Source organism: Streptomyces sp. NPDC048481 (assembly GCF_043200075.1).
GTDB lineage: Bacteria > Actinomycetota > Actinomycetes > Streptomycetales > Streptomycetaceae > Streptomyces.
In genome coordinates, this window is record NZ_JBICXC010000005.1 from 196,563 (window position 1) to 208,940 (window position 12,378).

Below are 12,378 nucleotides of genomic sequence, written 5' to 3' on the forward strand. Positions count from 1 at the left end.
GCGGCGAAGGGGGCCCTCCACGCGCGTGTGGAGGGCCCCCTTCGCGTGCGCGACAGCCCGCTCAGGGCTTGAGGACCAGGGTGTCGCTGGTGCTGTCGTCGACCGCCTTCTTCGAGAAGGACCAGTCGAGCAGCTCACCGTCGGCCCACTTGCCCGTCTGATCGGTGTAGTGGGCGCTGAAGGCGTGGCCCGAGGCGCCGCTCAGGTTGATCCACTTCGACTTGTCCAGATCGGCGAGGTTGACCACCATCCGCATCGACGGCACCCACACCACCCCGTAACCGCCGGCCGCGTTCCAGCCGGTCGCGTTGACCGCCGCCTCGCCGCCGCCGAGCTTCCAGGGGCCGCGGTTGAGGATGTACTGGAGGAAGCCGGGACCGCTGGTGCCCAGGGTCTGGTTCTTCAGGAACAGCCGGTGCAGCCGTCCCCAGCTCCAGGTGTCGATGTCCTTGCCGAGCTTGGCGGTCAGCTCCCAGCGGGCGTCGATCAGGGCCCGCTCGAACAGCGCGTCCCGGTCGTGGTCGGCGCCGGGGCGCCGGGTGCCCGACGAAGGCGTCGTCCACCACGCGCTGTCCTTCTTGTCGAGCAGGCGGCGCACGACCTCGAACCAGCGGTCACCGCCGTCCGGCTGCGCCTGGTCGGCGTCGCGCTGACCGCACTCGCGGACCTTGCGGGTGTCGTCGACCGGGCCCGTGGAGTCGACCGGGTCGACCCACAGGCACTGGCCCTCGACGCGCAGCTCCTTGGGCAGCTTGTTGCCGAAGGCCAGCTTGAGGATGTTGCGCCAGACCGCGTTGAAGTACGCGGCCGCCGCCGAGTCCGGGTCCTGGGTGTAGTTCCAGTTCTGCAGCAGTTCCTGCGCCTGGCGGACGTCCGCGTCCTTGAGTTCGATCCTCGTCAGCTTGGGGACGAGCAGCGTGGCGATCTCGCTCCTGTTGTCCAGCTGCATCTGCCGCATGTCGTCGGTGGAGATCTTGCCGTTGCCCTCGATCTTCTTCCCGATCAGGGCGGTGATCCGCTGGCTGCGCGCGCCGTAGCCCCAGTCCGTGGTGAGGGTGTACGGGTAGTTCTTCTTGTCGACCACGGCCTGGTTGGCGGTGACGATGTACCCGCGCGGGGGGTCGAACTCGTGGGGCAGTTCCTCGAAGCGGATGTTCCCGGTCCACTTGTACTTGGACTTCCAGCCCGGCGTGGGGACCGAGCCGTCCATGCCCTTCGCGCGCGTGGGGATCTTGCCGGGCAGCTGGTAGCCGATGTGCTCGGCGTCGGCGTAGACGAGGTTCTGGGAGGGCACGTCGAACTTCTCGGCCGCCTTGCGGAAGCCGTCCCAGTCCTTCGCCCTGTCCATGAGGAAGACGGCGTCCATGGAGGTGCCGGGATCGAGCGCGGTCCACTTCAGGGCGACGGCGTAACCGTCGCCCCGGTCGGGCGCCGCGGTGTCGACGGTGGCTTTCTTGCCGACCTTGACGAGTTCGTCGTCACGGTCGGACAGCAGCGGCATCCCGTCCTGGGTCTGGCGGACGACGATCGTCTTCGCGGCTCCGCCGGCGACCTTGATGGTCTCGTCGCGCCGGACGAACGGCCGGACCTTGTCGTCGTACTGGTACCCGTCGGCGCCGGACAGCTTCTCCAGGTACAGGTCGGTGACGTCGGCGCCGGAGTTCGTCATGCCCCACGCGATGTCCGCGTTGTGGCCGATGATCACGCCGGGCATGCCCGCGAAGGTGTAGCCGGAGACGTCGTAGGCGCACTTGGCGGAGACGCTGCGGCAGTGCAGGCCCATCTGGTACCAGACGGACGGCAGCGAGGCCGACAGGTGCGGGTCGTTGGCCAGGAGGGGCTTTCCGGTGATCGTGTGCTTGCCGGCGACGACCCAGGAATTGGAGCCGATGCCGTTGCCGTTCACTCCGACGGCCGCGGGCAGGTCGTCGAGGACGTTGTAGAGGCCCGCGAGCTGGCTCTGCGCGCCCGAGCCCGAGGCCGACCCCGAGCCCTGCGAGGAGCCGTCGCCGGAGCCGGTGCCGGAGCCGGTGCCTGTGCCGGTGCCCGACGAGTCGCCGGAGCCCGTGCCGGCGTCGGAGCCGCTGCCCGAGCCCTGCCCGTCCTTCTCCTCGAACGTCCCGGTCTGCTCGTCGTAGCGGCCGTCCTGGACGATCGGCTTGTTGCGGTCGTACGGGTACTGCGGGTACAGGTCGGCGATCTGCTGCGGGCCGAGCCTGCTGGTCATCAGGGCGCGGTCGATCTCGTCCTGCATGTTGCCGCGCAGGTCCCAGGCCATCGCCTTGAGCCACGACACGGAGTCGACCGGGGTCCACTCGGCGGGCTTGTAGTCGTTGGTGAAGCCCAGGGCCGCGTACTCCAGGGAGATGTCCGCGCCGTCCTTGCCCGCGAGGTACGCGTTGACACCCTTGGCGTAGGCGCGCAGATACTTCTTGGTGTCCGCCGACAGGACGTCGTCGTACTCCTTCTTGGCGACCCGGTCCCAGCCCAGGGTGCGCAGGAAAGCGTCGTTGTCGACCTGGCTCTTGCCGAACATCTCCGACAGCCGCCCGGACGTCATGTGCCGGCGGACGTCCATCTCGTAGAACCGGTCCTGCGCCTGGACGAAGCCCTGCGCCATGAACAGGTCCTCGTCGGAGTCGGCGTAGATCTGCGGGATGCCGTAGCCGTCCCGTTTCACGTCGACGGGCCCGGACAGGCCCTCCAGAGTGATCGAACCCTTGGTCTGCGGGAAGGACGCGCGGACGGTGCTGATGGACCAGTAGGCCCCGTAGGCGACGCCACCGATGATGGCCAGCACCAGTACAAGCACGATCAAACGGGCTTTGCGCCCCTTCTTCCTGCCGGACTTGACGGGCTTGTCACCCGATGTGGCGGTGGTGTTGGGGGGCATCGCTGTCCTTGCTGTCCTAACGCGAGCGGCAGGGCGGGCTGTCCTTTTGAATGAGCGCTGGAGCAACCATAGGCGCAGGGCTTCGCGCCACTTGACGCGGAGTCGGGTACGCGCGCGGAAGACTGTTCGATCCCACGACCGCCGAGTGTCAAGAAATCGTCAAGAGTTAGGTAAGGTAATGAACTAGTTGGGTGCGGGGCGCACACCGCTCGTGTCCGATGTATCCGAAGCACATGTGCGCCCGCGCGCAAGGCGCGCGCGCCGGTGAAAGGGAACCGCCGCTGACTGTCCAGCACCTCAACCAGCTCCTGCTCGTCTGCTCGCTCGTCCTGCTCGTCGCCGTCGCAGCGGTCCGGATCTCCTCGCGCAGCGGGCTCCCCAGCCTGCTCGTCTACCTGGGCATCGGCATCGCCATGGGCCAGGACGGCATCGGCGACGTCCACTTCGACAACGCCGAACTGACTCAGGTCATCGGCTACGCCGCCCTGGTCGTGATCCTCACCGAGGGCGGCCTGGGCACGAAGTGGAAGGAGATCGAACCGGCCCTGCCGTCCGCCACGGCGCTGGCACTGGCCGGGGTCGCGGTCAGCGTCGGCGTCACGGCCACGGCCGCGCACTACGTGACGGGGCTGGAGTGGCGGCAGGCGCTGATCATCGGTGCGGTGGTGTCCTCGACGGACGCGGCGGCGGTCTTCTCCGTCCTGCGCAAGATCCCCCTGCCGTCCCGCGTGACGGGCACCCTGGAGGCAGAGTCCGGCTTCAACGACGCCCCGGTCGTCATCCTGGTCGTCGCCTTCTCCACGGCCGGCCCCGTGGAGCACTGGTACGTGCTGCTGGGCGAGATAGCGCTGGAGCTGGGCATCGGCGCCGCCATCGGCCTCACGGTCGGCTGGCTGGGCTCCTGGGGCCTGCGGCACGTCGCCCTGCCCGCCTCCGGCCTCTATCCGATCGCCGTCATGGCCATCGCCGTCACCGCCTACGCGGCGGGCTCCCTGGCGCACGGCAGCGGCTTCCTCGGCGTCTACCTCGCCGCCATGGTCATGGGCAACGCCAAACTGCCCCACTGGCCCGCCACGCGCGGGTTCGCCGACGGGCTCGGCTGGATCGCCCAGATCGGCATGTTCGTCCTGCTCGGCCTGCTGGTCACCCCGCACGAGCTGGGCGACGACGTGCTGCCCGCGCTCGTCATCGGCCTGGTGCTCACCATGGTGGCCCGCCCGGTCAGCGTCTTCCTGTGCCTGACGCCCTTCCGGGTGCCCTGGCAGGAGCAGACCCTCATGTCCTGGGCCGGCCTGCGCGGCGCCGTGCCCATCATCCTGGCGACGATCCCCATGGTGAACGGCGTCGACGGCAGCCGCCGGATCTTCAACATCGTCTTCGTCCTGGTCGTCGTCTACACCCTGGTCCAGGGGCCGACGCTGCCCTGGCTGGCGCGCAAGCTCCGCCTCGGCGGGGACCCGGAGGCCGCCGACCTCGGCGTCGAGTCCGCGCCCCTGGAGCGGCTGCGCGGGCACCTGCTGTCCGTCGCGATCCCCGAGGGCTCGAAGATGCACGGCGTCGAGGTCAACGAGCTGCGACTGCCCGCCGGGGCCGCCGTCACCCTCGTCGTGCGGGACGGAACCTCGTTCGTCCCCCTCCCGGCGACCGTCCTGCGCCACGGCGACGAACTCCTCGTCGTGGCCACCGACCCCGTCCGCGACGCCGCGGAGAAGCGGCTGCGGGCCGTCGGGCACGGCGGCAAGCTCGCCGGCTGGCTCGGCACCGGCGGCGACACGCGTTGAGGACACGTTTCGCACCGTTCACACCCCCTTCATTCAGAGGCGGCCACGAAGCTGGTGCTCCTTTTCACAGGCCTCGTCGGCCTTGATCCCTGTAGGATGAAGGCGCACTTTGATCGAACCAACTCTGCCTGACGCAGAGCTGGCGCGACCGTATGGCGGCCGGGACACCTCCTGCAGCGGACCTGGCATCTACCGCAGCACGCGCAAGAGGACAGCTCTCGGCGCCCCCGCACGGGCGCGCTACCAGGCGGCAGAAAGGCACGGGCCGTGGCATCCACGGTCACCACCGAGCCGTCGAAGGACTCGCCGGCCTCCTCCCGCCCGGGATACGGGCAACTGCTGCGCACCCGCGGCGCCTGGACGTTCCTGCTGCCCGGCTTCGCCGCCCGCCAGCCGTTCGCGATGCTCACCATCTCCATCGTGCTGCTCGTGCAGCACACCACCGGTTCGTACGGGGCCGCCGGCGCCGCCGCCGCCGTCACCGGCGTCTCCATGGCGCTGTGCGCGCCCTACAGCGGCCGCCTCGCCGACCGCTACGGGCAGCGCGCGGTGCTGGTCCCCGGCGTGCTCGTGCACACCGTGTCCGGGATCGCCCTCACGGCCCTCGCCCTCGCCCACGCGCCTCTGTGGGCGCTCTTCGCGGCCGCCGTGCCCACGGGCGCATCGGTGCCGCAGGTCGGGCCCATGGTGCGGGCCCGGTGGGGCGTGAAACTGAAGGGCTCGCCGCTGATGAGCACCGCGGCGGCCTTCGAGTCCGTCACGGACGAGCTGACCTTCGTCCTCGGCCCGCTCCTGGCGACCGCGCTGTGCACCGCCGTGCACCCCGCCGCCGGTCTGGTCACCGAGGCCTCGCTGACCCTGCTCGGCGGCCTGCTGTTCGCCGCGCAGAAGAGCACCCAGCCGCGGATCGCCGCCGCGGGCCACACGCGCGTGGAGCACACCTCGGCTCTGCGCGTCCCCGGCGTGCGCGTGCTGATCGCGACGTTCCTGGGCATCGGCTCCGTCTTCGGCGGCATGCAGGTCTCCCTCGCCGCGTTCTCCGAGTCGATCGGCGAACCCGGCCTGAACGGCGTCCTGTACGGCACCTTCGCCGCGGGCAACATGCTGTCGGGTCTGGTCTGCGGCGCGATCGCCTGGAAGGTCTCCCCGCAGCGTCGCCTGGTCGTCGCCTACGCGGCCCTCGCGCTCGTCGCCTCCGGCCTGTGGGCCGCGCACTCCGTGCTCGTCCTGGCGGGCCTCGGCCTGCTGGTCGGGATGTGCATCGCGCCCGCGCTGATCACCGGCTACACCCTGGTCGAGGGCCTGGTCCCGGCCGGGGCCCGCACCGAGGCGTTCACCTGGCTGACGGGCGCCGTCGCGCTCGGCCAGGCGGCCGCCGTCACCGTCGCCGGACAGCTGGAGGACAACGTCCGCGACGGCGCCGGTTTCCTGGTCCCGATGGGCGGCACCGTACTGGCCCTGACGGTCCTGCTGGCGCTGCGTTCACGGCTCGCCACACGCCCGCACGCGCGTACCGTCGCGCGTGGCGTCGGTCACCGCGAGCCGGTGACAGTGGACTGAACCCCGGGAATGCGTCAAGATAGACCGTCGTTAGCACTCACTGAGTGAGAGTGCCAGGAGGAAGACAGTGCCGACCTACCAGTACCAGTGCACCGAGTGCGGCGAGGGCCTCGAGGCGGTGCAGAAGTTCACCGACGACGCTCTGACCGAGTGCCCGAGCTGTGGTGGCCGCCTCAAGAAGGTGTTCTCCGCGGTCGGCATCGTCTTCAAGGGCTCGGGCTTCTACCGCAACGACAGCCGCGGCTCGTCGTCGAGCAGCTCGCCGGCGTCGTCGAAGTCGTCGACCACCGACTCCAAGCCGAGCACGACCACGTCGTCGTCCTCTTCGTCGGACTCCAAGTCGTCGAGCACCGGCACCTCGGCCGGCAGCAGCTCCGCCGCCTGACGCCCACCGCGCACGGGACCCTGTCGTCGACCGACGACGGGGTCCTCGCCGTTCCCGCCGCCTTCCCGCCGCCCGGCCCCCCGGTCTCCCGCACCCCGCTGTCAGACCCCGGTGACAGACTGGCGGCACAGACGATGTTCCGGCAGGCCCGGCAGGGCTGGGCGATCCGGCGGGGGCAGCCCCGGCGGCATCGCCCGCCGGGCGGCCCATGTCACGGGGGGATGCGCGGTGGTGGTTTTCGACGGTCTTGATGTGTCGTACGGCGACATGTGGGGTCCCCACCGGGGAACCACCCATCCGACCCCGCTCTCGCGCGCGGTCGCGGCGCGCAGACACGCCGCCGGGACGGCGTACGCGGTTCTGCTGTCCTCGCGGGAGCGGCCGCTCGCGCTGATCGAGAAATGGCCGCGCGGGAAGTGGCGTGTGTACCTGTTCGACGACAGGTCCTGGCGCATGCAGATGATCGACTTCAAGCCGCACCCGACCGGGATGCTGCTGGCCCACCGCTCCACCCGATGGCGGTTCTCCACCGACCGGGCCCACGCGTCCGGCAAGTGGGACACCCAGGAGACCACCACCGTCTCCGCCGACGGACAGATCGAGGTGCAGTACAGGACCGCCGCGTCGGGAGGGACCGCCACGCAGCCGTCGCCCGCCATGGCGTCCGGCCGGCCGGACGCCCGCCCGGAGCCCGTCCCCGTGCGGCCGTCCCCGGCGTCCGTCGAGGACTTCCTCTGCTCCGCCCCGGAATTCGGCGACTGGCAGGTGTTCGTGCCGTTCCTCGCCCAGCAGGGCCACCGGTCCGCCACGACCGTGGTCCTGACCGACGTGTCGGTGGGCGAGGGGTCGGGACCGCTGCGCGCCGCCGGGATCGAGCAGCTGTTCAGTCCGGGGACGCGGGACACTCGGGACGGGACGGTGGCCGTCGAGCCCGTGGACGCCGGTTCGCTCCGGATCCCGTCAGGGCGGCTGGCGGTCTCCGACCCCGGGTGGATCAGCGAGCCGCGGACCGTCGCCGTGCCACCGGGCGAGTACCCGGTCACCCTGTCGCTTTCGCGCACGCCCCACCGGGCCGAGGTCGCCGCGGCCAGGGTGACGTTCCTGGACGCCCCGCCCCGCGCGTGGGAGATGGCCCTCCGTCCCCGCGAGGACCTCGGGCTGCTCGCCGAGGGCGAGTTCTACGGGGTCGGCGTCGACACCGGCACGGTGGCCTTCATGGATGCGACCCGGACGGTGACCGAAGAGGAGCTGGACGAGAAGGTGTTCCTCCCCCTCGACGAAGCTTTCACCGTCGAACTGCCCGGCACGGAGCCCGAGCCGAACCTGATCGCCTTCCGGGCCGGCCGGGGCGACGGGTCCTACCCCGTCTGGATCGGCCGCACCGACGACGGGCAGATCGGCTGCGTCGTCGTCGACTTCCTGCTGCACCCCTCCGACGACGCGCAGTAGAAGACGGAGAAGACACCGGCCGTCGGCGCGAAGGGCACCCGCGGCCACGGCCTCCCACACCGGCCGTGGCCGATGCCGAGCCGCACCCCGGACTTGAAGATCATGATCCACAACCGGGGTACTAGGGTGCCGGACATGGCGAACAAGGCAGCGAACGCAGAGATCGGCGTGATCGGCGGCTCCGGTCTCTACTCGTTCCTCGACGACGTGACCGAGATCCAGGTCGACACCCCCTACGGCCCGCCCAGCGACTCCCTCTTCATCGGCGAGACCGCCGGCCGCCGGGTCGCCTTCCTCCCCCGGCACGGACGCGGGCACCACCTGCCTCCCCACCGCATCAACTACCGGGCCAACCTGTGGGCGCTGCGCTCCGTCGGCGTGCGTCAGGTCCTCGGCCCGTGCGCCGTGGGCGGCCTGCGCCCCGAGTACGGGCCCGGCACGCTGGTCGTGCCCGATCAGCTGGTCGACCGGACGAAGTCGCGGGCCGGGACCTACTTCGACGGCCTGCCCCTGCCCGACGGCACCGTGCCCCGCGTGGTGCACGTGTCGCTGGCCGACCCCTACTGCCCGACCGGGCGCGCGGCGGCCCTCGAGGCGGCACGCGGCCGGCAGTGGGAGCCGGTGGACGGCGGCACCCTCGTCGTGGTCGAGGGACCGAGGTTCTCCACCCGCGCCGAATCCCTGTGGCACCAGGCTCAGGGCTGGTCGACGGTGGGCATGACGGGCCACCCCGAAACCGCCCTCGCCCGCGAACTGGAGCTCTGCTACACGTCGCTGAACCTGGTCACCGACCTGGACGCGGGCGCCGAGAGCGGTGAGGGCGTGTCGCACCAGGAGGTCATGCGCGTCTTCGCCGCCAACGTGGACCGCCTCCGGGAGGTGCTGTTCGACACGCTGGCCGCCCTCCCCGCCAGCACCGACCGGGACTGCCTGTGCACGAACGCCCTCGGCGGCCTGAACCCCGGGTTCGAACTGCCTTAGGAGGGCGGGGGGTTCGGGGGAAGTCAGGAACCTTGAGGTCCGGGGGTCCACAGGATTCGGGTGCTGCGACCGGGGCGGCCGCCGAACCCCCTCCCCGTGAGTGACGGAACTCCTCGTTCGGGTGGCGGAGTTGTCTACAAACCGTGGACCGTCCACCGGCTCCGACGGGCGGCGCGCTCAGGGCTCATCGTGGCTGTGCAAGCCCGTCCGAGCCCGTCCCTCCCCGCAGGTGGTGGTCCCCGTGTCCATGTCCGCGCTTCCTCCCTCCTCTCCGCGCCCGCCCGTCCCGCACTCCTTCCCGTCCGCGCCGTGTCCGCCCGGCCCGGAGGCGCCCGCGACGTGCCAGGTGCCTGCCTTCGATCCGGTCCGGGTGGGTCACAGCCGGTACCGGCTCGGCCGGCTGGTCCGGAGCCGCAGGCGCGCCCTCGCGATCGGACTGGCCGTCACCACCGCCGCGCTCGTGGCCGCGACTCCGCGGGACGGTGACCCGGCCCGCGGACACCCGGACGGTGACGCGCACGGAAGCCCGCGGTCCGGCGCGCGAGCGTCCGCGCACGCCCCCGCGTCCCCCACCCGTACCGCCGGGCAGGTGACGGCCCCGGTGCGCATCGCCGACGCGGCCACCGTCCGGCTGCTGCGCCCCGGTGACCGTGTCGACGTCATCGCGGTCGAGCAGCCGACGGGCGGCAGCACGGGCGGCGAGGCCCGCGTCGTCGCGCGCGGGGCGCTCGTCACCAAGGTGCCCGAGCCGCCGGATGCCCCCGACTCGGCCCCTGTCACGGCCTTCGGCGGCAGCGGCGGGAGCGGCGGCAATGGCGCCTTGGTCGTCCTGTCGGTGTCCCGTCCGACCGCCGCGCGCCTTGCGGGTGCGAGCGCGACGGCACGGCTGGCGGTGACGTTGTGGTGAGGTCAAGTCGCTCGTTCGAGCGACCGCGGTGGACGCGCCGGCACGGCCTTGACGTAGGTTGCGGAGCTGTTTGTTCCACAACCTGTACATGCGAGGAGTATCCCCCAGGTGAGCGAGAAGAAGGCAAGCGTCCTGCAGGGCTTCAAGGCCTTCCTGATGCGTGGGAACGTCGTCGATCTGGCTGTCGCGGTGGTGATCGGCGCGGCCTTCACCAACATCGTCAACGCGGTGGTGAAGGGGATCATCAACCCGGTCATCGGCACGATCGGCACCCAGAACCTGGACAGCTACAGCTCCTGCATCAAGGGCAAGTGCAGCGGCACCGGCGCCAACGCGACGGGCGTGCAGATCCTGTGGGGCTCCGTGCTCGGCGCGACCCTCACGTTCCTGATCACGGCGGCCGTCGTCTACTTCCTGATGGTGCTGCCCATGTCGAAGTACCTGGCCATGGTGGAGGCCCGCAGGAAGGCCAAGGAGGGCGCCCAGGAGGTCATGGACGTGACCGAGCTGGAGGTGCTGAAGGAGATCCGCGACGAGCTGGTCGCCCAGCGCGGCTCGGGCGACCACCGACGGTAGACCCACGGCAGGCCGGGGACCCATGGCCGGTGGATCCAAGGCCGGTGGATCGACGGCCTGCGGATCGACGGCCTGCGGATCGACGACCCAGCCCGCTCGGCCGGCGCCTGGTCCGGGTGGGCCGGGAACGGGTCCGGCTCGGCTACGAGGACGGGCGTCCCACCCGCCTCGAAGAGCGGGGGCCGCTCCGGGCCGGAGACGGGGACCCGCTCCGGCTTCAGATGTGGTGGGGCGGCTTCTCGTCGAGGAAGCGCTTGAGGTCGGCCGCGCTGTCGCCGCCGGCCGACGGCCGCTCGCCCCACCCTCGGTCGGTGTCGTCCGACGACTGGCGGTCCAGCGGGTCGTCGAAGATCAGCGCGGCCTTCGGGTCACGCGGCTCGGGGGCGGCTGGGGTGCTCATGCGTCCAGGGTACGGCCCGGCCCGCCGGGCGGTACCGGGCCCGCGCGGGGACCGCACCGCACGAGAATTTCCGCCGGTTATCTGCTGTGCTGGGACCCATGACGTCCAGCACGCCCCCGCCTGCCCAGCCCTCCGGCCTTCCCTCGCCGCCGACCGCGCCCGCGCGCAGACACCCGCTGCGGAAGCTGACCGCACGCGGTCGGGGCGAGGCGCACCGGGTCGCCTCGCCGCTCGAACTCTTCTTCGACCTGTGCTTCGTCGTGGCCATCGCCCAGGCGGGCGTCCAGCTGGTGCACGCGGTGGCGGAGTCCCACGCGGGCGAGGGAATCCTCAACTACGCGATGGTCTTCTTCGCCATCTGGTGGGCCTGGATGAACTTCACCTGGTTCGCCTCGGCGTACGACAACGACGACGCCCTCTACCGGGTGGTCACGCTGGTCCAGATCGCCGGAGTACTGGTGCTCGCCGCCGGGGTGTCGCGGGCCTTCGAGGACCACGAGTTCCTGGCCGTCTGGCTGGGCTACGCCGTCATGCGGGTCGCGATGTCCTCGCAGTGGCTGCGCGTGGCGCTGTCCACCGAGGGCGCGGAGCGCAGGACGGCCCTGCGCTACGCCGGTGGCGTGCTGTTCTGCCAGATCGGCTGGCTGGGTCTGCTGATCCTGCCCGAGGGCGGCCGGGCCTGGCTGTTCCTGGTGATGGTGCCGCTGGAGATGTGCGTGCCGCTGTTCGCGGAGCGGGGCCACCCGACGTCGTGGCACCCGCACCACATCGCGGAACGCTACGGGCTGTTCACGATCATCGTGCTGGGCGAGACGATCGCGGCGGCCACGGTCGCGGTGAAGACCGGCATCGACGAGAACGACGCGCTGGGCGAACTGCTGCCGATCGCGGTCGGCGGCCTGCTGATCGTCTTCGCCGCCTGGTGGATCTACTTCGTGGTCCCCATCCACGGGCACCTGCGCTCCAGCAGGCAGGCGTTCCTGTGGGGCTACGGGCACTACGCCGTCTTCGCGTCGGCGGCGGCGATCGGCGCGGGCCTGGAGGTGGCGGTCGAGCAGACCGTCGGGGAGGCCCACCTGTCCAGGCTCGCCGCGTCGGCGGCCGTCACCCTGCCGACGGCGCTGTACCTGCTGACCGTCTGGGCGCTGCACTCGCGCCACTTCAAGGTGGGCCTGGCCCAGCAGTCGGTGCTGCCCGTCACCGCGCTGCTGGTGATCTGCTGCACCTTCGCGGGCGAGTGGGCGGTCCTGGCGGCCGGTCTGGTGTCGGCGCTGGCGGTGGCCACCGGCACCACCCTGACGGCCCGCATGCTCGGGCGGGCCGCACGGGACCAGGACGCGACGGACTCGCGGGACCCGGAGGACGACTCGCAAGAGGGTTCGCCTTACGCGGTGTGACGCCAGCGGACTCCGGCCTCGCGCGCGGTGCGGGCTGGGCCAGACTGGC

Annotated in this window: 10 protein-coding genes; 8 read left to right on the top strand and 2 right to left on the bottom strand. The window is 71.3% G+C overall.

Translation table 11 applies throughout. The features are described 5' to 3' along the window. Positions 1-61: 61 nt before the first annotated feature. On the bottom strand, positions 62-2,893 hold the full coding sequence (locus tag ACGFSH_RS17855) for a penicillin acylase family protein (protein WP_393349473.1): 2,832 nt from the start codon (positions 2,891-2,893) through the stop codon (positions 62-64). 218 nt (positions 2,894-3,111) lie between these two features. Between ACGFSH_RS17855 and ACGFSH_RS17860 the strand changes: the two genes are divergently transcribed. From ACGFSH_RS17860 to mscL, 7 genes are all read left to right on the top strand, one after another. Beyond that, a complete protein-coding gene (locus ACGFSH_RS17860) occupies positions 3,112-4,674 on the top strand; it encodes a potassium/proton antiporter (protein WP_393349475.1) in 1,563 nt (520 codons plus the stop codon). 267 nt (positions 4,675-4,941) lie between these two features. Then, positions 4,942-6,234: an MFS transporter gene (locus ACGFSH_RS17865; RefSeq protein ID WP_393349477.1), complete on the top strand. Its 1,293-nt coding sequence runs from the start codon at positions 4,942-4,944 to the stop codon at positions 6,232-6,234. A 67-nt stretch (positions 6,235-6,301) separates the two neighbouring features. After that, a complete protein-coding gene (locus tag ACGFSH_RS17870; protein ID WP_393349479.1) occupies positions 6,302-6,619 on the top strand; it encodes an FmdB family zinc ribbon protein in 318 nt (105 codons plus the stop codon). A 228-nt stretch (positions 6,620-6,847) separates the two neighbouring features. Then, positions 6,848-8,068, top strand: a complete 1,221-nt coding sequence (locus tag ACGFSH_RS17875; RefSeq protein WP_393349481.1) for a DUF4241 domain-containing protein — start codon at positions 6,848-6,850, stop codon at positions 8,066-8,068. A gap of 135 nt (positions 8,069-8,203) precedes the next feature. Next, a complete protein-coding gene (locus tag ACGFSH_RS17880) occupies positions 8,204-9,049 on the top strand; it encodes an S-methyl-5'-thioadenosine phosphorylase (protein ID WP_393349483.1) in 846 nt (281 codons plus the stop codon). Positions 9,050-9,296: 247 nt separating this feature from the next. Continuing rightward, entirely contained in the window at positions 9,297-9,956 is a 660-nt protein-coding gene (locus ACGFSH_RS17885; protein WP_393349485.1) for an RcpC/CpaB family pilus assembly protein, read from the top strand. A gap of 108 nt (positions 9,957-10,064) precedes the next feature. Beyond that, the gene (gene mscL / locus ACGFSH_RS17890; RefSeq protein ID WP_393349487.1) at positions 10,065-10,532 is read left to right on the top strand and encodes a large conductance mechanosensitive channel protein MscL; all 468 of its coding nucleotides are present in this window, start codon (positions 10,065-10,067) and stop codon (positions 10,530-10,532) included. Between the two features lie 217 nt (positions 10,533-10,749). Here mscL and ACGFSH_RS17895 read toward each other — a convergent pair whose 3' ends face one another. Further along, positions 10,750-10,932 carry a hypothetical protein gene (locus tag ACGFSH_RS17895; RefSeq protein WP_329410895.1) on the bottom strand — a complete coding sequence of 61 codons (183 nt, stop codon included), beginning with the start codon at positions 10,930-10,932 and terminating at the stop codon, positions 10,750-10,752. A 98-nt stretch (positions 10,933-11,030) separates the two neighbouring features. On the opposite strand from ACGFSH_RS17895, the gene ACGFSH_RS17900 reads away from it, so the two are divergent. Continuing rightward, entirely contained in the window at positions 11,031-12,329 is a 1,299-nt protein-coding gene (locus tag ACGFSH_RS17900; protein WP_393349489.1) for a low temperature requirement protein A, read from the top strand. The last annotated feature ends 49 nt before the right edge of the window (positions 12,330-12,378 follow it).

Excerpts from the sequence above, each read along its gene's own strand:
- ACGFSH_RS17855 (WP_393349473.1), bottom strand. The coding sequence starts at position 2,893 with ATGCCCCCCAACACCACCGCCACATCGGGTGACAAGCCCGTCAAGTCC.
- ACGFSH_RS17860 (WP_393349475.1), top strand. The coding sequence starts at position 3,112 with ATGTATCCGAAGCACATGTGCGCCCGCGCGCAAGGCGCGCGCGCCGGT.
- ACGFSH_RS17880 (WP_393349483.1), top strand. The coding sequence starts at position 8,204 with ATGGCGAACAAGGCAGCGAACGCAGAGATCGGCGTGATCGGCGGCTCC.
- ACGFSH_RS17885 (WP_393349485.1), top strand. The coding sequence starts at position 9,297 with ATGTCCGCGCTTCCTCCCTCCTCTCCGCGCCCGCCCGTCCCGCACTCC.
- ACGFSH_RS17895 (WP_329410895.1), bottom strand. The coding sequence starts at position 10,932 with ATGAGCACCCCAGCCGCCCCCGAGCCGCGTGACCCGAAGGCCGCGCTG.
- ACGFSH_RS17900 (WP_393349489.1), top strand. The coding sequence starts at position 11,031 with ATGACGTCCAGCACGCCCCCGCCTGCCCAGCCCTCCGGCCTTCCCTCG.